Below are 17,507 nucleotides of genomic sequence, written 5' to 3' on the forward strand. Positions count from 1 at the left end.
TACGAATGGCAAAGAAAGAAGAACTCGACGAAGAAACCCTGGCCTTCATCCAGTGGTGTATCGAGGTCGAAGGTTTCCTGGTCGCCGGCGGCGCGACCGTCAAGCAGGCACAGGACCACATCGAAGAACAGGTCGAATGGTTCATGGACCAGTTCTACGATGGACTGACGCCAGAAGAAGCCGCCAAGGAAGCGCTGGCCTGAGCGCGCCGGCCGCTCAGGCGGCCGGCGCGGGCTTGATGGCCGCGAGCTGGTCGGGCGCGAGCATGACGGTCTGGGCCGGGAAGCCAAAGGCGAAGCCCGCCTCGTCCAGGCGGCGGATGATCGACAGCAGCAGCGCCTCGCGCACCAGCACGCTGGCATCGAAGTCGGTCACGTTGATGTAGGCGAACACTTCGATGTCGTAGGAGCGTGGTCCGATCGCCAGCATGTTGGCGCGCGCGCCCGCCGCGATCTTTTCATGCCCGTGCAGCACCTCCCTGATGACGCCGATGGCTTCTTCGATCCGACCGGCCGGCGTGCGGTAATCCAGCGCGATGACCGGCCGGAACAGGAAGCTGTCGCGCGCCGCGAAGTTCTCGATCTGGCGCGCGGAAAAATCGCCGTTCGGGATGGTGACCAGGGTGCGGTCCAGGGTCCGGATGCGGCTCGAGCGGATGCCGATGTCTTCCACGGTGCCGATCACGTCCCCGACCTTGATGAAGTCGCCCACCTGGGCCGGGCGGTCGGCGATCACGGTGACGCTGCCGACCAGGTTCTCCACCGTTTTCTGGGCGCCCAGCGCCAGCGCGATACCGCCGATGCCCAGCGCCGCGATGCCGGTGGTGACGTCGATGCCGAAGGTGTCCAGCAGGCCGATCCCGAAGAACAGCAGCAGCAATACCTTGGCGGTGCGGCGCAGCAGGGTGATGACGGATACCACCTGGCGCCGCCCGCGTCGCTGCATGCGCGTGATGGCTAGCCGGGCCAGGGCATCGACCAGGCGCAGGCCGAACCAGACGAAGGCGATCAGCGACAGGATGCCGGTGTAGCGCAGCAAAGTCTGGCGCGCCACGATCGCGACCGGCAGCTGTTCGGCCCATTCGAAGAAGACGAACACGGCAATCAAGAGGCTGAGCGGCGGCAGCGCGGCCTCGAAGAAACGGTATAGTCCGTTGCCGGCGGGATCGGCCACCAGGCGGCGCATGATGGCGACCAGGATGGTGGACACGGCCCACAGGCTGCCGAAGATCATCACGCCGAGACCGACCAGCATGCCCCAGTCCTTCAGCGGGGCGCCGGCCACCAGCAGCTCGCTGCGTTGCGCGCCGGGCGCGCTGGCCGTCCTGCCGGCCGCGGACGAGATGCTGTCCACCGTGTCGCGCGAAATGCGCCAGATCTGCAATCCGTCCTCTTCGCCCCGGCTCAGCAGGATGGGAATCTTCTTGTCCTTGATCCTCACTTCACCGACCCGCTCGCGGTCCAGCGGCAGTTCGTCGCTGATCGAACCGGTCCCGTCGTTGGACAGGATGGCATACGGTTGCAGCGAGCCGCCGCTGTCGAGCAGCGCCTGGAATTCGCGCGCCTTGGCAGTGGCGGCGGCGCGCTTGCGAGGACTGTCCGCGGGAAGGTCGAAATATTGGGCGGCGCGGTCGTAGTCGTGCTCGGCCAGTGCCTTGATCAGCCCGGAAATCGTCGAGCGCGGCGTTTCGCGGCCGAGCAGGTCGGCCTGGGCGGCCGCGGCCGGGGCTGCGGTGTCGGGCGCGGTCGCCAGGACCGGGGAGGCCATCGCCATCGACGCAAGCAAAATCCAGGCAAGCAACAGGGAGCGCAGGAAGCTTGGGAAAGTAAAACGCATTCTCAAAAACAACTCCTTCAGTAGGGCATGTGTGGCATGGGTAGCCTGTGGGGCCGCGGCGGCAAACCGCGCCACCGCGCGAACCCGAAGTCTAGCATCCGGGCGGCCCCGGCCCGGTCCGGCAGCCCCGCCATCGCATCCCCGGGCAAGGGCTATAATTGTCGGACACCCAATGCGACGACACCGGTTACCGACGTGAATCCCCATCTCGACCAACTCCATCCCTACCCCTTCGAACAGTTGCGCCAGTTGTTCAGCGGCGTCGCCCCGAACACCGGCTACAGCCCGATCAGCCTGGGCATCGGCGAGCCGAAGCATCCCACGCCCGCCTTCATCGAAAAAGCCCTGATGCATGCGATGACGGGCCTGGCGTCCTACCCGAGCACCCACGGCGGCGAGCCGCTGCGCGCGGCGATCGCGGGCTGGCTGGAGCACCGCTACGGCATCCCGGCGGTCGACCCGGCCACGATGGTGCTGCCGGTGAACGGTTCGCGCGAGGCCTTGTTCGCCTTTGCCCAGTGCATCGTCGACGCCAGGGGAGGCGACGCGCTGGTGATGAGCCCCAACCCGTTCTACCAGATCTACGAAGGCGCGGCCTACCTGAGCGGCGCCACGCCCTATTACGTCAACTCGGAACCGGGGCGCAACTTCGCGCCCGACTTCGACAGCGTGCCCGATGCGGTCTGGCCGCGGGTCCAGCTGCTCTACGTCTGCTCGCCGGGCAACCCGACCGGGGCCGTGCTCACGCTCGAGGACTGGCGCCGGCTGTTCGCGCTGTCCGACCGCCACGGCTTCGCGATCGCCGCGGACGAGTGCTACTCCGAGATCTACTTCGGAGCCACGCCGCCGCTCGGTGCGCTGGAAGCGGCGCACCAGCTGGGCCGGAGCAGCGGCGCGCGTCCGTACACCAACCTGGTGGTGTTCTCGAGCCTGTCGAAGCGTTCCAACGTGCCGGGCATGCGCTCGGGCTTCGTGGCCGGCGACCCGCAGCTGCTGAAGAAATTCCTGCTGTACCGCACCTACTGCGGCGGCGCGATGTCGCCGCCGGTGCAGGCGGCGTCGGTCGCGGCCTGGAACGACGAGCAGCATGTGCAGGAAAACCGCGCGCTGTACCGCGAGAAGTTCAGGCTGATCACGCCGCTCCTGAAAGAAGTGATGGACGTCGAACTGCCGGATGCCGGCTTCTACCTGTGGGCCGACGTGCGCCGCACCGGCCTGTCGGACCTGGCATTCGCACGCCGTCTGTACGCCGAATATAATGTGACAGTTTTGCCGGGAAGTTATCTTGCACGCGAAGCGCACGGCCTCAACCCGGGCCGCGACCGCATCCGCATGGCGCTGGTTGCCAGCGTCGACGAAGGACTCGAAGCCGCCAACCGCATCGTCGAGTTCTGCAAGAAGCTGTAACAGCCAATCACCGGCAGCACCACCGGAAGCCAACCCCATTCAATCAACGAATCGCACCATGACCCAACAACTCCAGAACATCATCGACACCGCGTGGGAGCAGCGCGCGGACATCAGCCCGTCCAGCGCCAGCGCCGAAGTACGCGACGCGGTCGCCCACGTGCTCGCCGGCCTCGACAACGGCAGCCTGCGCGTGGCGGAGAAAAGCAGCGGCGACTGGGTGGTCAACCAGTGGATCAAGAAGGCCGTCCTGCTGTCCTTCCGCCTCGAGAACAACGTGCCGGTCGCCGGTGGCGGCGGCATGCAGTTCTACGACAAGGTCCCGACCAAGTTCGCCGACTATACGCCCGAGGACTTCGCCAGGGGCGGTTTCCGCGTGGTGCCGCCGGCGGTCGCGCGGCGCGGCAGCTTCATCGGCAAGAACGTGGTCCTGATGCCCTCCTACGTCAACATCGGCGCCTACGTCGACGAAGGCGCGATGGTCGACACCTGGGCCACGGTCGGCTCCTGCGCCCAGATCGGCAAGAACGTGCACCTGTCGGGCGGCGTCGGCATCGGCGGCGTGCTCGAGCCGATGCAGGCCAACCCGACCATCATCGAAGACAACTGCTTCATTGGCGCCCGCTCGGAAATCGTCGAAGGCGTGATCGTCGAAGAAAACTCGGTGATCTCGATGGGCGTGTACATCGGCCAGTCGACCAAGATCTACAACCGCGAAACCGGCGAAGTCAGCTACGGCCGCATTCCTTCGGGTTCGGTCGTGGTGTCGGGCAGCCTGCCATCAAGCGACGGCAAGTACAGCCTGTATTGCGCCGTGATCGTCAAGCGCGTGGACGCCAAGACCCGCGCCAAGACCGGCATCAACGAACTGCTGCGCGGCGACTGATCGCCCCTCCGGCATGGCGCTTCGGGCGCCATGCCAGCCCCTTCCACCGTTCGCCTGCGCCGGCTCCGCGTGCGCAGGCCTGTCCCGCCCTTGTCCTAGACAATATCCCGAAAGCAAGCTTATTTCCATTGCTATGTTTCCATACGGTAATGTATATTCTGTTTTGTCCTAGACAAACATCCGACAAACGAAACTACCTGAAGGGCAACATGAGTACCTTGAACGTCATCGCATTCGGAAAAGACGACATCGACAACAAGCTGACGAACATGTCGGCCAAGCAGATCGACGACCTGGCCTTTGGCGCCATCCAGCTCGACGCCGACGGCAAAATCTTGCGTTACAACGAAGCCGAAGCCCAGATCACCGGGCGCCAGGCCAGCGCAGTTATCGGAAAAAATTTCTTCCACGATGTCGCGCCGTGCACCAACACGCCGCGCTTCAAGGGCATCTTCGACGCCGGTGTGCGCACCAGCACCCTGAACACGATGTTCGAATACGTGTTCGACTACAAGATGAATCCGACCAAGGTCAAGATCCACATGAAGAAGGCCATCAGCGACGGCAGCTACTGGATCTTCGTCAAGCGCGTATAAGATGCACATGACCGACCTGCGCCTGGCGCCCTGGTGGACGCAACGTCCCGCGCTGCTGCGCTTCGTCGCCGACCTGCTGGCCGGCGAACTGGGCGCGCTGCGCCACGATCCCGGCATTCGTCCCGGCGCATGGTCGGAAGCCCTGTCCCTGCAGCACGATCTCGGGCTTGACTCGCTCGAGTTCCTGCACGTCGCCGGCAGCCTGGCGGCGGCGCTGCAGATGCACCACAGCGGCATCGAAGACTACCTGCTGGCGCGCCGCAGCCTGGGCGACTGGGTCGACCTTGCCGGCGCCGCCCTCGCACACCACGACGCCGAGATCCAGTTCAGCAGCTCGGGCAGCAGCGGCCAGCCGAAACGCTGCCTGCATGCCTTGCCCAGGCTGGAGCAGGAAGCGCAGGCGCTGGCGGCGCTGTTCCCGGGACGGCGCCGGCTGCTGGTGGCCGTTCCCAGCCACCACATCTACGGCTTCCTGTTTTCCCAGCTGCTGCCGCGCCATCTCGGCCTGGCGCCGGAGCAGGTGGTCTGCATCCGCGCCCGCCTGCCGTCGCAGCTGGCCCGGCACGCCGCGCCGGGCGACCTGGTGATCGGCCACCCGCTGTTCTGGGAGGCGGCAAGCGCCGCGGGCCAGGCCTTCGCGCCCGACGTGGTGGGCGTGAGTTCGACCGCGCCCTGCCCGGACGCCGTCGTCGCCGCCGTGACGCACGCCGGACTGGCGGCCCTGTTCCAGGTCTACGGCAGTTCCGAAACCGGCGGCCTGGGCTGGCGCCGTGCGCATACCGACGACTACACCCTGCTGCCTTATCTGGCACGTGGCGCCGAAGGGGCCGCGCAGGACGATTCCGGGCGCAGCCTGCTGCGCACCCTGCCGGACGGCGCGCTGGAAGCGCTGCGGGCCCAGGACGCGCTGGACTGGCGTGGCGAACGCACATTCGCGGTCGGCCGGCGCTGCGACGGCGCGGTCCAGGTGGGCGGCGTCAACGTCTTCCCGGACCGGGTGCGCGAAGTCCTGCTCGCCCACCCGGGGGTGCTGGACGCCGCCGTGCGCCTCATGCGCCCGGACGAGGGCGTGCGCCTGAAGGCCTTCATCGTGCCGCGTCCGGGCCATCCGGACTTGCTGCACAGCCTGCGCAACTGGATCGACACCCGCCTGCCGGCGCCGGAGCGCCCCAAGGCGCTGACCGTCGGCAGCCAACTGCCGCGCACCGCCATGGGCAAGGCCGCCGACTGGAGCATCACATGATCGACCAACACGTATCCTCGGACCCGCTGGTGGTGTTCGGCGCCGCCCAGGTAGCGCCCGACGAGGTGGTCGCGCTGGCGCGCGGCCACGCGCGCGCCGCCTTGTCGGAAGACGCCGCATTCGCCACCCGGATCGAGGCCGGCGCCGCGCTGCTGGACCGCATCCTGGCCGAGGATGGCGTCATCTACGGCGTCACCACCGGCTACGGCGACTCCTGCGACACGGTGATTCCGCCCGAACTGGTCGCCGAGCTGCCGCATCGCCTGTTCACCTACCACGGCTGCGGCCTGGGCGCCAACTTCACGCGCGAGGAAACACGCGCGATCCTGGCGGTGCGCCTGGCTTCGCTGTGCCGCGGTTCCTCGGGCGTGAGCATGGGCCTGCTGCGCGCGCTGGCCGCACTGCTGCGGCACGACGTGCTGCCGGTGATTCCGTCCGAAGGCTCGGTCGGCGCCAGCGGCGACCTGACCCCGCTGTCCTACGTGGCCGCGGTATTGTGCGGCGAACGCGAAGCCTGGCGGGGCGACGCCCAGGTGAGCGCGGCGAGCGCGCTCGACGCCGCCGGCCTGCAGCCGATCCGCCTGCGCCCCAAGGAAGGACTGGCCCTGATGAACGGCACCGCCGCGATGACCGGCCTGGCCTGCCTGGCCGCCGCCCGCGCCGAGGCCCTGTGCCGGCTGGCCAGCCGCATCACCGCGCTGTCGGCGGTGGCGCTCGGCAGCAATGGCTACCATTTCGACGCCACCCTGTTCGCGGCCAAGCCCTACCCCGGCATGGGCCAGGTGGCGGCCTGGATCGGCGCCGACCTCGGTTACCAGGCCGAGCAACAGGAGCGCAACAGCCCGCGCCTGCAGGACCGCTACTCGATCCGCTGCGCGCCGCACGTGATCGGGGTGCTGGCCGATGCCCTGCCCTGGATGCGCAGCCACATCGCGCTCGAGCTCAACAGCGCCAACGACAATCCGCTGGTGGACGTCGCCTCCGGACGCGTGCTGCACGGCGGCCACTTCTACGGCGGCCACATGGCCTTCGCCATGGACGCCATGAAGAACGCGGTGGCCAACATCGCCGACCTGCTCGACCGCCAGATGGCCCTGCTGGTGGACGCCCGCTACAACAACGGCCTGCCGCCCAACCTGCGCGGCGCCCAGGGTCCACGCGCCGCCATCAACCATGGCCTGAAGGCGCTGCAGATCAGCGTCTCGGCCTGGACCGCCGAAGCGCTCAAGCTGACCATGCCGGCCTCGGTGTTCTCGCGCTCGACCGAGTGCCACAACCAGGACAAGGTCAGCATGGGCACGATCGCGGCGCGCGACTGCCTGCGCATCATCGCGCTCACCGAACAGGTGGCGGCCGCGCTCCTGATCGCGACCCGCCAGGCCTGCGCCCTGCGCCATCCGGAGGGCCCGCCCGCGCGCCTCGGGCCCGGCCTGCGCGGCGCGCTGCGCCGCCTGGACGAACTGGTGCCCTTCGTCGGCGAAGACCGGCGCCTCGACGGCGACCTGCACTGCCTGCTGGCGGCGATCCGCAGCCCGGACCCGGCATTGCTGCCTGCCATTGCCGAGAGCCCGGCCGGCAGCCCGGGGCCGGGCATGGCATCATGCGCGCCATGACAGGGGCGACCCTCGGCATCTCCGCCGTCGAGCGCGAAACCAGGCTCTCCAAGGACGTGCTGCGCGCCTGGGAAAAGCGCTACGGTTTCCCCACGCCGATGCGGGATGTGCACGGCGAGCGCTGCTATCCGGTCGAGCAGGTCGAGCGCCTGCGCCTGATGAAGCGCCTGATGGACCAGGGCCTGCGTCCCGGGCGCCTGGCGCAGATGTCCGCGACGCAGCTGGCCGAGCTGGCGCAGCGCCCCGCCGCCGAAGCCACGCAAGCCGCCGCGGCGGACGGCGGCGCGCACGAACTCATCGACAGCCTGCTGGCCATGGTGGCGCAGGACCCGGCCGCGCTGCGCACCGCCTTGCGCCAGCACCTCGCCCGCCTGGGCCTCGAACGCTTCGTCGAGCAGGTCGCGGCCCCGCTCACCGCCGCCGTCGGCGCGCGCTGGGAGGACGGCAGTTTCGACATCTTCGACGAACATCTCTACACCGAGGCCACGACCCGCATCCTGCGCCAGGCACTGGGCAACCTGCCCGAGACCGGCCAGGCGCCGCGCATCCTCCTGACCACCCTGCCGGGCGAAGCGCACGGGCTGGGCTTGACCATGATCGAAGCGCTGCTGGCGCTGGACGGCGCGAACTGCGTCGCCCTGGGCACCGAGACGCCGCCGGCGAGCATCGCCCGTGCGGCGCACAGCCACCGGGCCGACATCGTGGCCCTGTCGTTTTCCGCGGCCTACCCGCGCCGCCAGACCGCCGCATCCCTGCAGCAGCTGCGCCAGCTACTGCCCGACACGGTGGCGCTCTGGGCCGGCGGCGCCGGCGTGGCGGCACTGGCCGCCGTCGACGGCGTGCGCCTGCTGCCCACGCTGGACAGCGGGCGGCAGGCCCTGGCCGGGTGGCGCGCCGGCGAGCGCGCCGGTGGTGTCACGGCGGATCCGGTCCTGCGGTAGAATAAATTGCATTCAAACACCGCGAAGCAAGGGGTCAGAACATGATGATGGAACGCTTGTTCCAGTTGATGAAGGAAAAGAACGCCTCCGACATGTTCTTCGCGGCGAATTCTCCCGTCCATATCAAGATCAACGGCAACCTCATCCCGATCAACCAGAACAAGCTGGAACCGGAAAACATCCGCGTCCTGCTGTCCGAGATCGCCTCCCCCGAGCAGATGCTCGGGCTGGAGCGCGACAACGAGCTGAACATGGGTGTCTCGGTGCCGAACCTCGGGCGCTTCCGCCTGTCGGCCTTCCGCCAGCGCGGTTCGATCTCGGCGGTGTTCCGCTTCGTGCCGGCGAACATCCCGCCGATCGGCGAACTGGGCCTGCCTCCGGTGCTATCCGAGCTGATCATGGAAAAGCGCGGCCTGCTGCTGATCGTGGGCGCCACCGGCTCCGGCAAGTCGACCACCATCGCCTCGATGCTGGACCACCGCAACGACACCCGCACCGGCCACATCCTGACGCTGGAAGACCCGATCGAGTACCTGTTCAAGAACAAGAAGTCGATCGTCAACCAGCGCGAGATCGGCAGCGACGCCACCGATTTTGCCACCGCGCTGCGCAATTCGATGCGCCAGGCGCCCGACTGCATCCTGATCGGCGAGATCCGCGACAAGGAGACCATGGCGGCGGCGCTGGCGTATGCGCAATCCGGCCACCTGGTGCTGGCCACCCTGCACGCCAACAACAGCTACAACGCGCTGAACCGCATCATCAGCTTCTACCCGATCGAGAACCGCGCCGCCCTGCTGCAGGACCTGGCATCGAGCGTGAAGGCGATCGTCTCGCAGCGCCTGGTCAAGTCCGCCGCCGGCGGCCAGCGCCAGGCCGCGGTCGAGGTGATGCTGAACACCCGCTACATCGCCGACCTGATCGAAAAAGGCGAGATCGGCCAGATCAAGGACGCCATGGACAAGAGCCTGTCGCCGGGTTCGCAATCGTTTGAAACCGCCCTGCTCAAGCTGGTCAAGGACGGCCTGGTGACGCAGGACGAAGCACTCGCGAATGCCGACTCGGCCACCAACCTGCTCTGGCTGCTCAACAATGGGCCGGACAGCCAGGTGCAGGCGGAAGAGGAGCAGAAGAAACCGGACGCCCAGGGCGCGTCGTTTACCGAATTCTCGCTCGATCCCTGAGCGAATCCTGCCGTCCGCTGCGGAGCAGCACCCCTGTGTAGAATCCTCGCAGGGGACGCCTTGTGCTATCCTTTGCCGCCTTTTCAAAACACCATCAGCCCGCGCGTTCGCACGGGCCAGCGAGCTACGCCCATGACCACGACCCTCTACGGCATCCCCAACTGCGACACCGTCAAGAAAGCCCGCACCTGGCTCAGCGACAACGGCCACGACTTCGCGTTCCATGATTTCAAGAAACAGGGCCTGGATCGCGAACTGGTGGCCGGCTGGCTCGAGCAGCTCGACTGGGAAACCCTGGTCAACCGCAAGGGCACGACCTGGCGCAATTTGCCGGACGAGCGCAAGGCGCAGGTCACGGACAAGGCCGGCGCCCTGGAACTGATGCTGGAACACCCTTCCGTCATCAAGCGCCCGGTGCTGGCAGGCGTGGGCCCGGTGTCGGTCGGCTTCTCGGCCGACATGTACGCCGCCAAGTTCCAGGAAGCCAAATGAAAGCCTCGCGCACCCAGTTGCTCACCGAAGAGCTGATCGCCCTCGACTCGGTCACCCCGCACGACCGGGGCTGCCAGCAGCGCCTGATCGAGCTGCTGGCGCCGCTCGGTTTCCACTGCGAGACCATCGAATCGAACGGGGTCACCAACCTGTGGGCGCGCAAGGGATTGGTCGCGCCGGTGTTCGTGTTCGCCGGCCATACCGACGTGGTGCCGTCCGGCCCGGAGCACCAGTGGGCCTCGCCCCCGTTCGTGCCGACCAGTCGCGACGGCAAGCTGTACGGCCGCGGCGCCTCCGACATGAAAACTTCGATCGCGGCCATGGTCGTGGCCTGCGAGGAGTTCATCGCGGCCCACCCCGAGCACAAGGGCTCGATCGCGTTCCTGATCACCAGCGACGAGGAAGGCCTGGCGGTGGACGGCACCGTGGTCGTGTGCGAGCGCCTGGAAGAACGTGGCGAGACGCTCGACTATTGCCTGGTCGGCGAACCGACCTCGAACCACGTGCTGGGCGACACCATCAAGAACGGCCGCCGCGGCTCGCTCTCGGGCCACCTGGTGATCAAGGGCATCCAGGGCCACATCGCCTATCCGCAGCTGGCGCGCAACCCGATCCACCAGGCCGCGCCGGCGCTGGCGGAACTGGCGGCCGAGGTATGGGACGAAGGCAACGAGTACTATGCGCCGACCAGCTGGCAGGTCTCGAACATCCACGCCGGCACCGGCGCCAACAACGTGATCCCGGGCAGCATGAGCCTCGACTTCAACTTCCGCTTTTCGACGGCCAGCACCGCCGACGGCCTGGAAGCGCGCGTGCACGCCATCCTCGACCGCCACTGCCTGGACTACACGCTGGAATGGACGCTCTCGGGCCAGCCCTTCCTGACGCCCAAGGGACCGCTGTCGGACGCCCTGTGCGATGCGATCTTCGACGAACTGGGCGTGCGGACCGAACTGTCGACCAGCGGCGGCACCTCGGATGGCCGCTTCATCGCCGCCATCTGCCCGCAGGTGATAGAATTCGGGCCTCCGAACGCCAGCATCCACAAGATCGACGAACACATCGAGCTGCGCTACATCGACCCCCTCAAGAACATCTACCGCCGCACGCTGGAACAGCTGCTGGCGCAGTAACGAGTAATGAAAAGCCCACGGGAGAAGGCCATGACCAATACCACTTTCAGCACGCCGCGCGACCTGCTGCGCTACGCGATCACCCGCTTCAACGGCGCGAAGCTGTTCTTCGGCCACGGCAGCGCCGAGGCCTTCGACGAAGCCGCCTACCTGATCCTGCACACCCTCAAGCTGCCGCTGGACCGGCTCGACCCCTTCCTCGACGCCCGGCTGCTGGCGGACGAAGTGATCCAGGTGATGGAAGTCATCGAACGCCGCGTCACCGAGCGCGTGCCGGCCGCCTACATCACCCGCGAAGCCTGGCTGGGCGAATACCGTTTCTACGTGGACGAGCGCGTGCTGGTGCCGCGCTCCTTCATCGCCGAACTGGTCCCGCAGACCTTCAGCCCCTGGGTGCAGGATCCTGACGCCGTGGAGAACGTGCTGGAACTGTGCACGGGCAGCGGCTGCCTGGCGATCATGATGGCCGAGGCCTTCCCGAACGCCGTGATCGACGCGGTCGACATCTCGAAGGATGCGCTGGCCGTGGCCGAGCACAACATCCGCGAATACAAGCTCGAAGGCCGGGTCAACCCGATCGAATCGGACCTGTATGCCAACGTGCCGTTCAAGAAGTACGACCTGATCGTCACCAACCCGCCCTACGTGAACAGCGCCTCGATGGGCAAGCTGCCGCCGGAATACCTGCGCGAGCCGCAGATCGCGCTGGCCGGCGGCGAGGACGGCATGGACCTGGTGCGCAAGATCGTGGCCGGCGCCGCCGAGCGCCTGAGCCCGGAAGGCATCCTGGTGGTCGAGATCGGAAACGAAGCAGAATACGCCGAAGCCGCCTTCGGCCACCTCGGCCTGACCTGGCTGAGCACCAGCGCCGGCGACGACGCGGTGTTCCTGCTGACCGCCGAACAGCTGCAGGCGCAGTAATACCGTTTGCTTTAACGACTCTCGTAGGGTGGGCGGGTTTCCCGCCCACGCGTTCAACTCCCGGACGCATTGTGGCAACACATTCTTTAGCTGAACGCGCGGGCGGGAGACCCGCCCACCCTACCAAACCGTTTAGATAGTTTTCCATGATCCGCTTCCAGAACGTCAGCCTGATGCGCGGCACCAAGCCGCTGCTCGAAGACGCCGACCTTACCCTCAATCCGGGCGACAAGATCGGCCTGATCGGCGCCAACGGCGCCGGCAAATCGAGCCTGTTCGCCATGCTGCGGGGCGAATTGCATCCCGACCAGGGGGCGATCGACTTCCCCGCCAAGTGGCGCATGGCCTACGTGGCGCAGGAGACCCCGGCGCTGGACCGGCCGGCGCTGGAATATGCGATCGACGGCGACGTCAACCTGCGCCGCCTGCAGGCCGAACTCGACGAACTGGAAGCGCATCCCGATGCCGGCGACCACGGCATGCGCCTGGGCGAACTGCACAGCCTGCTGCTTGACGCCGACGCCTACACGGTGCAGTCGCGCGGCGAGCAGCTGCTGCTGGGCCTGGGCTTCTCGCTGGAACAGATGGGGCAGCCGGTGGCCAGTTTCTCGGGCGGCTGGCGCATGCGCCTGAACCTGGCGCAGGCCCTGATGTGCCCGTCCGACCTGCTGCTGCTGGACGAGCCGACCAACCACCTCGACCTGGACGCGATCATCTGGCTGGAAGACTGGCTCAAGCGCTATCCCGGTACCCTGGTCATCATCTCGCACGACCGCGACTTCCTCGACGAGATCGTGGACGTGGTGGTGCACATCGACGAGCGCAAGCTCAAGCGCTACTCGGGCAACTATTCAAGCTTCGAGCGCCAGCGCGCGGCCCATCTGGTGCTGGCCGCAGCGGCCTTCGAGAAGCAGCAGCGCACCCGTGCCCACCTGCAGTCGTTTGTCGACCGCTTCAAGGCCAAGGCCACCAAGGCGCGCCAGGCCCAGAGCCGCATGAAGGCGCTGGCCAAGATGGAAGAACTGGCGCCGCTGCGCGCCGCCGCCGAATTCTCCTTCGAATTCCGCGAGCCGAGCTCGAGCCCCAACCCGCTGCTGGTGCTGGAAGACGTCGATGCCGGCTACCCGCTCCTGGACGAGCATGGCGACAAGGTCGGCGGCAAGGCCATCGTCAAGCGCGTGAACTTCTCGCTGCAGATCGGCCAGCGCATCGGCCTGCTGGGCGTGAACGGCGCCGGCAAATCGACCCTGATCAAGACCGTGGCCGGCGAACTGATGCCGCTGGAGGGCAAGGCGACCCTGGGCAAGGGCCTGTCGATCGGCTACTTTGCCCAGCACCAGGTCGAAATGCTGCGCCATGACGAGTCGCCCCTGTGGCACCTGGCGAAGATCGCGCCGACCGTGCGCGAACAGGAGCTGCGCAATTTCCTCGGCAGCTTCAACTTCCCGGGCGACATGGTGAGCAGCCCGATCGCGCCCTTCTCCGGCGGCGAAAAGGCGCGCCTGGCGCTGGCCCTGATCGTGTGGCAGCGCCCGAACCTGCTGCTGCTGGACGAACCGACCAACCACCTCGACCTGGAAACGCGCGAGGCCCTGACGCTGGCACTGGCCCAGTTCGAAGGCACCGTGGTGCTGGTCTCCCACGACCGCCACCTGCTGCGCGCCACCACCGACGAGTTCATCATCGTCGCCGACGGCAAGCTGCAGCCTTTCGACGGCGACCTGGACGACTACAAGGAATGGCTGTTCCAGACCAAGCTCGGCAAGGGCACCGGCACCCTGCCGGCGCCGGCCCCGGCCCCGGCCGGCGCACCCGCGCCAGCCCCCGCCCTGGCCCCGGTCGACCGCAAGGAGCAGAAGCGCCAGGAGGCCGAACAGCGCCAGCGCCTGGCCACACTGCGCAAACCGCTCGAGAACCGCGTCAAGCGCCTCGAAGAGCAGATGGCCAAGCTGAACGCGAAGAAGGCGGACATCGACGCCCAGCTGCTGGAGCCGGGCATCTACGAGGCCGAGCACAAGGACAAGCTCAAGACCCTGGTGGCCGACCAGGCCTTCGCGACGCGCGACCTGGAGCAGCTCGAATCGGAATGGCTGGAACTGCAGGAGCAGCTGGAAGGCCTGGCCGCCTGAGGCCTGTCAAGCCACCTGGCGCGGTTCGGCGGGCGCCACCGCCATCAGGCGCTCGATGTCGATCAGGATCATGCGTCTGCCCTTGGCCAGGCCGAGCCCGAGCAGGTAGTCGGCGTCCTGCCGCGCGCCCGGCATGGGCGCCACCTGCTCCGGATGCAGGCGCACCACGCCCGTGACGCGCTCCACCACCACCCCCACCACGCCGGCCGGCACCCGCACGATCACCACGTCGGTGTCCGGCGCCGGCAGCGAAAAGACGCTGGCAAAGGCGGCCCGCAAGTCCATCACCGGCATGATCACCCCGCGCGACAGCGCCACGCCACCGATGATTTCGCCGTCGTTCGAAAAGCGCTCGAGCGACCGGTATGCCTTGAGCTCCTGCACCGCAGCGTAGTCGAGCCCGTATTCGAGCCCGCCCAGGGTGAAACACAGGAACTGCTGGGGTGCAGTGAGAGTGGGGAGCTGGTTCGGCATGGCGGTTCCTTTCATCGGCACCACCTATGCTAAGGGCGCACTCCCGTGGAATTGTTGACTGGACTCAACTATCGGCCTGTGCCGGGCGGGATATACCGGTCTCCCAGCGCTACCTTGGCCGCGCGCTGGTCGATGTGCTTGAAAAACGGCCTGCCCGTGCCCTCGGAGATGAAAAAGAAATACTCGCCATGGGGATTGCGGGCGTAGCGCTGCACCCGCAGCACCGTCCGCATGCTCCGGTCCAGGTATTCGCGCCGCTCGTCGACGATGGTGGCGGTGCGTCCATCGAAGCACATGGCCGGATCGGCCGCCTCGACCCTGAGCTGCAGGAATTCCTGCGATGCCTGTCAAGGAAGGGTAGGATGGGCGCTGCCCAGGGCCAGGTCGCGCAGCATGGCCACCAGCGGCGCGTCGTTCGGATTGGCCAGCACCGCCGGCAGCAGCGCGCACGGCACCAGCGATACCGCCTGGCTTTCCCAGCCCATGTCGGACGGACAGCCGCCCACGCGCCGTCCCAGGTAGTAGCGGGTACGGCTGCGGCTGCGGGTCAGGTCCATCAGGAAGCCGGTCAAGACCACGTGCAGGCCGCTTTCTTCGTAGGCCTCGCGGATCGCCGTGGCGCGTAATGGCATGCCCGGATCCGCCGTCCCTTTCGGAAACGTGGCCGGGTAGCCGCCGAACGCATTCGACGGATGCACCACCCAGACCCGCGCGTCGCTTTCCACGATGACGACACCTGCCGCCACCCGCTTGTCCGGCGCCGGCACGAAGCGGGGCTCGGCGAAGACCTCCTCCCGCCCCGCCAGCACGGACCAGCCGGCATCGTCCTGCGGCGCGGCGTGCCATACCTGGAAGCCGATGCCGTTCAGGGCGGGCGGCAGCGCGCCCTGCGGAACGACGGTCGCCACCTGGCCGGGATCGGCCCAGCTGCCGGCTGGCGTGGCCCGGCTCGGGGCATGCAGCGTCACCGGTTCGCCGCGTTCGTCCTTCTTCGGATGGAGGGAAGTCATCTGGTTATTCTACGTCAGCGCGCTTCAAGCCGGCAGCGCGAGCATTCGCTGGATGGGCCAGGTATTTCCGGCCCGCATTGGCGAGATGAGCCAACAGCACAGCATTGCCAACAGCCTCGCCCCATTGATCCGGCCGACCTTCTGTGACAAGATCGGCTGACCTCCCTGCCTCGCCAATAACATGAACAAGACGCCCGGCTCCGCCCCCATCACCCTTGCGCTCGACAATCTCCTGCTCGACACCCGGCCGCGGCAGCTGGGCGGCTGGCGCCGCGGCGGCGTGGAGTTCCTGTACTTCGGCTTCAAGAATGCGCGCGCCTGCCTGTTCGTGGGCCTGTTCTTCGCCGCCATGATGCTCACCCCGCGCGCCGGCGTGTTCGGGATTGCGCGCTACGACCTGCTGCTGCTGGTGGCGCTGTGCATCCAGTTGTGGATGCTGCGCTCCGGCCTGGAGACGATGGACGAGCTCAAGGCGATCTGCCTGTTCCATGCGATCGGTTTCGCGCTCGAGGCCTTCAAGGTGTCGGGCGCGATCCAGTCCTGGGCCTATCCCGACTTCGCCCATACCAAGGTGGTGGGCGTGCCGCTGTTCTCGGGCTTCATGTACGCCGCCATCGGCAGCTACATCGTGCAGGCCTGGCGCCTGTTCGACCTGCGCATCCGCCACCATCCGCCGCACTGGATGGCCTGGACCATCGCCATCCTGATCTACCTGAACTTCTTCACCCACCATTACATCGGCGACTACCGCTGGTACCTGGCGGCCTGCGCGCTCGGCCTGTATTCGCGCACCACGGTGGTGTTCCGGCCGCTGGACCGCGACCGCAAGATGCCGTTGCTGCTGTCCTTCGTGCTGATCGGCTTCTTCATCTGGCTGGCCGAGAACATCGGCACCTTCTGGGGCGTGTGGCGCTACCCGAACCAGCTGGGGGCCTGGTCGGCGGTCCACGTGAGCAAGTGGAGTTCGTGGTCGCTGCTGGTGATCATGACCTTCACCATCGTCGCCAACCTCAAGCACATCAAGGAAAAGATCCATGTCGCGCGGGCGTAGCATGCCCGTGTCCGCCATTTCGAAGGAACCGCCATGAAGTCGCCGACCAGTCTCCCGGCCCCGCCCGCGCTCGTGTCCGTGCTCGTTTCCGCGCTCGTGTCCGCGCTCTTGCCGGCGGCCCTCCTGATGCCGTCACCGGCCCATGCGGCCGGCCACCAGAGCGAACACGCGATTGCCGCCGAGCTCGACCCGCAAGACATGCTGGCCGGGCTCGAACGCCAGCGCGCGCAGGCCATCCTGCGGCGCGACATCGCCACCTTGCGCCACCTGATGGACCGCCAGTACCACCATGTCGACAGCCGCGGGCGCGTGCGCAGCAAGACCGAGTTGCTCACGGCCCTCGAACGCGAGGATTTGCGCTTCCGGTCCTACGACATCGAATCGGCGGAAGTGCAACTGCTCGACGAGGGCGGCGTGGCGCTGGTCACCGGCACCTTCAGCTCCCTGCAGGCCGGCGCCAGGGCGCGGCCCTTCCGCGGACGCTATGTGCACGTGTGGGTGCGCCAGCCGGACGGCTGGAAGAATACCTACCATCAGGTGACGGCCATCAGGCCGGCGCAAGGGGCGCGCCGGCGCGACTAGTGTCGCCAC

General features: G+C 67.4%; 18 protein-coding genes. 14 read left to right on the forward strand and 4 right to left on the reverse strand.

From position 1 onward, the window contains the following. The first annotated feature begins 5 nt into the window (after positions 1 to 5). Positions 6 to 203 carry a hypothetical protein gene (locus tag IM543_16390; GenBank protein QOY93140.1) on the forward strand — a complete coding sequence of 66 codons (198 nt, stop codon included), beginning with the start codon at positions 6 to 8 and terminating at the stop codon, positions 201 to 203. Between the two features lie 13 nt (positions 204 to 216). On the opposite strand, the gene IM543_16395 is transcribed toward IM543_16390, so the two are convergent. Then, the gene (locus IM543_16395; protein QOY93141.1) at positions 217 to 1,836 is read right to left on the reverse strand and encodes a mechanosensitive ion channel family protein; all 1,620 of its coding nucleotides are present in this window, start codon (positions 1,834 to 1,836) and stop codon (positions 217 to 219) included. A 195-nt stretch (positions 1,837 to 2,031) separates the two neighbouring features. On the opposite strand from IM543_16395, the gene IM543_16400 reads away from it, so the two are divergent. The 11 genes from IM543_16400 to IM543_16450 all read left to right on the forward strand — a co-directional run bounded on the left by IM543_16400 (position 2,032) and on the right by IM543_16450 (position 14,381). After that, a complete protein-coding gene (locus IM543_16400; GenBank protein QOY93142.1) occupies positions 2,032 to 3,243 on the forward strand; it encodes a succinyldiaminopimelate transaminase in 1,212 nt (403 codons plus the stop codon). A 58-nt stretch (positions 3,244 to 3,301) separates the two neighbouring features. After that, positions 3,302 to 4,129 (forward strand): 2,3,4,5-tetrahydropyridine-2,6-dicarboxylate N-succinyltransferase, encoded by an 828-nt coding sequence (dapD, locus tag IM543_16405; GenBank protein ID QOY93143.1) that lies wholly within the window; start codon positions 3,302 to 3,304, stop codon positions 4,127 to 4,129. A gap of 218 nt (positions 4,130 to 4,347) precedes the next feature. Continuing rightward, positions 4,348 to 4,725 carry a photoactive yellow protein gene (gene pyp, locus IM543_16410; GenBank protein QOY96722.1) on the forward strand — a complete coding sequence of 126 codons (378 nt, stop codon included), beginning with the start codon at positions 4,348 to 4,350 and terminating at the stop codon, positions 4,723 to 4,725. Positions 4,726 to 4,732: 7 nt separating this feature from the next. After that, positions 4,733 to 5,968 carry a 4-coumarate--CoA ligase gene (locus tag IM543_16415; GenBank protein QOY93144.1) on the forward strand — a complete coding sequence of 412 codons (1,236 nt, stop codon included), beginning with the start codon at positions 4,733 to 4,735 and terminating at the stop codon, positions 5,966 to 5,968. Further along, positions 5,965 to 7,581, forward strand: a complete 1,617-nt coding sequence (locus IM543_16420) for an aromatic amino acid lyase (GenBank protein QOY93145.1) — start codon at positions 5,965 to 5,967, stop codon at positions 7,579 to 7,581. Before IM543_16415 ends, IM543_16420 begins: the two co-directional genes overlap by 4 nt. Beyond that, entirely contained in the window at positions 7,578 to 8,522 is a 945-nt protein-coding gene (locus IM543_16425; protein QOY96723.1) for a cobalamin B12-binding domain-containing protein, read from the forward strand. The genes IM543_16420 and IM543_16425 overlap by 4 nt, the downstream gene beginning before the upstream one ends. Before the next feature lie 41 nt (positions 8,523 to 8,563). Next, a complete protein-coding gene (locus IM543_16430; GenBank protein QOY93146.1) occupies positions 8,564 to 9,706 on the forward strand; it encodes a PilT/PilU family type 4a pilus ATPase in 1,143 nt (380 codons plus the stop codon). A 132-nt stretch (positions 9,707 to 9,838) separates the two neighbouring features. Further along, entirely contained in the window at positions 9,839 to 10,198 is a 360-nt protein-coding gene (locus IM543_16435) for an ArsC family reductase (protein QOY93147.1), read from the forward strand. Further along, positions 10,195 to 11,331 (forward strand): succinyl-diaminopimelate desuccinylase, encoded by a 1,137-nt coding sequence (gene dapE, locus IM543_16440; GenBank protein ID QOY93148.1) that lies wholly within the window; start codon positions 10,195 to 10,197, stop codon positions 11,329 to 11,331. Before IM543_16435 ends, dapE begins: the two co-directional genes overlap by 4 nt. 30 nt (positions 11,332 to 11,361) lie before the next feature. Further along, positions 11,362 to 12,252, forward strand: coding sequence for a 50S ribosomal protein L3 N(5)-glutamine methyltransferase (gene prmB, locus IM543_16445; protein ID QOY93149.1), 891 nt, complete (start codon positions 11,362 to 11,364; stop codon positions 12,250 to 12,252). 146 nt (positions 12,253 to 12,398) lie between these two features. Continuing rightward, on the forward strand, positions 12,399 to 14,381 hold the full coding sequence (locus IM543_16450) for an ATP-binding cassette domain-containing protein (GenBank protein QOY93150.1): 1,983 nt from the start codon (positions 12,399 to 12,401) through the stop codon (positions 14,379 to 14,381). 6 nt (positions 14,382 to 14,387) lie between these two features. Here the strand turns inward: IM543_16450 and IM543_16455 are convergent, their stop codons facing one another. From IM543_16455 to IM543_16465, 3 genes are all read right to left on the reverse strand, one after another. After that, positions 14,388 to 14,855: a chemotaxis protein CheW gene (locus tag IM543_16455; protein QOY93151.1), complete on the reverse strand. Its 468-nt coding sequence runs from the start codon at positions 14,853 to 14,855 to the stop codon at positions 14,388 to 14,390. A gap of 68 nt (positions 14,856 to 14,923) precedes the next feature. Continuing rightward, on the reverse strand, positions 14,924 to 15,151 hold the full coding sequence (locus IM543_16460; protein ID QOY93152.1) for a hypothetical protein: 228 nt from the start codon (positions 15,149 to 15,151) through the stop codon (positions 14,924 to 14,926). Positions 15,152 to 15,202: 51 nt separating this feature from the next. After that, positions 15,203 to 15,865 carry an NUDIX hydrolase gene (locus IM543_16465; GenBank protein ID QOY93153.1) on the reverse strand — a complete coding sequence of 221 codons (663 nt, stop codon included), beginning with the start codon at positions 15,863 to 15,865 and terminating at the stop codon, positions 15,203 to 15,205. A 181-nt stretch (positions 15,866 to 16,046) separates the two neighbouring features. Here IM543_16465 and IM543_16470 point away from each other — a divergent pair, with 181 nt between their 5' ends. Together IM543_16470 and IM543_16475 are read left to right on the forward strand one after the other, a co-directional pair. Beyond that, complete coding sequence (locus tag IM543_16470) at positions 16,047 to 16,916, forward strand: DUF817 domain-containing protein (protein ID QOY93154.1); 870 nt, start codon at positions 16,047 to 16,049, stop codon at positions 16,914 to 16,916. A 33-nt stretch (positions 16,917 to 16,949) separates the two neighbouring features. Continuing rightward, on the forward strand, positions 16,950 to 17,498 hold the full coding sequence (locus tag IM543_16475) for a nuclear transport factor 2 family protein (GenBank protein QOY93155.1): 549 nt from the start codon (positions 16,950 to 16,952) through the stop codon (positions 17,496 to 17,498). Positions 17,499 to 17,507: the final 9 nt, after the last annotated feature.

The sequence above is a fragment of the Massilia sp. UMI-21 genome (assembly GCA_015277795.1).
Classification (GTDB): domain Bacteria; phylum Pseudomonadota; class Gammaproteobacteria; order Burkholderiales; family Burkholderiaceae_D; genus Telluria.

Coding starts and splice junctions, on each gene's coding strand:
- IM543_16390 (QOY93140.1), top strand. CDS start 6: ATGGCAAAGAAAGAAGAACTCGACGAAGAAACCCTGGCCTTCATCCAG.
- IM543_16395 (QOY93141.1), bottom strand. CDS start 1,836: ATGCGTTTTACTTTCCCAAGCTTCCTGCGCTCCCTGTTGCTTGCCTGG.
- dapD (QOY93143.1), top strand. CDS start 3,302: ATGACCCAACAACTCCAGAACATCATCGACACCGCGTGGGAGCAGCGC.
- IM543_16415 (QOY93144.1), top strand. CDS start 4,733: ATGACCGACCTGCGCCTGGCGCCCTGGTGGACGCAACGTCCCGCGCTG.
- IM543_16420 (QOY93145.1), top strand. CDS start 5,965: ATGATCGACCAACACGTATCCTCGGACCCGCTGGTGGTGTTCGGCGCC.
- IM543_16425 (QOY96723.1), top strand. CDS start 7,578: ATGACAGGGGCGACCCTCGGCATCTCCGCCGTCGAGCGCGAAACCAGG.
- IM543_16430 (QOY93146.1), top strand. CDS start 8,564: ATGATGATGGAACGCTTGTTCCAGTTGATGAAGGAAAAGAACGCCTCC.
- IM543_16435 (QOY93147.1), top strand. CDS start 9,839: ATGACCACGACCCTCTACGGCATCCCCAACTGCGACACCGTCAAGAAA.
- dapE (QOY93148.1), top strand. CDS start 10,195: ATGAAAGCCTCGCGCACCCAGTTGCTCACCGAAGAGCTGATCGCCCTC.
- prmB (QOY93149.1), top strand. CDS start 11,362: ATGACCAATACCACTTTCAGCACGCCGCGCGACCTGCTGCGCTACGCG.
- IM543_16450 (QOY93150.1), top strand. CDS start 12,399: ATGATCCGCTTCCAGAACGTCAGCCTGATGCGCGGCACCAAGCCGCTG.
- IM543_16455 (QOY93151.1), bottom strand. CDS start 14,855: ATGCCGAACCAGCTCCCCACTCTCACTGCACCCCAGCAGTTCCTGTGT.
- IM543_16460 (QOY93152.1), bottom strand. CDS start 15,151: ATGTGCTTCGATGGACGCACCGCCACCATCGTCGACGAGCGGCGCGAA.
- IM543_16465 (QOY93153.1), bottom strand. CDS start 15,865: ATGACTTCCCTCCATCCGAAGAAGGACGAACGCGGCGAACCGGTGACG.
- IM543_16470 (QOY93154.1), top strand. CDS start 16,047: ATGAACAAGACGCCCGGCTCCGCCCCCATCACCCTTGCGCTCGACAAT.
- IM543_16475 (QOY93155.1), top strand. CDS start 16,950: ATGAAGTCGCCGACCAGTCTCCCGGCCCCGCCCGCGCTCGTGTCCGTG.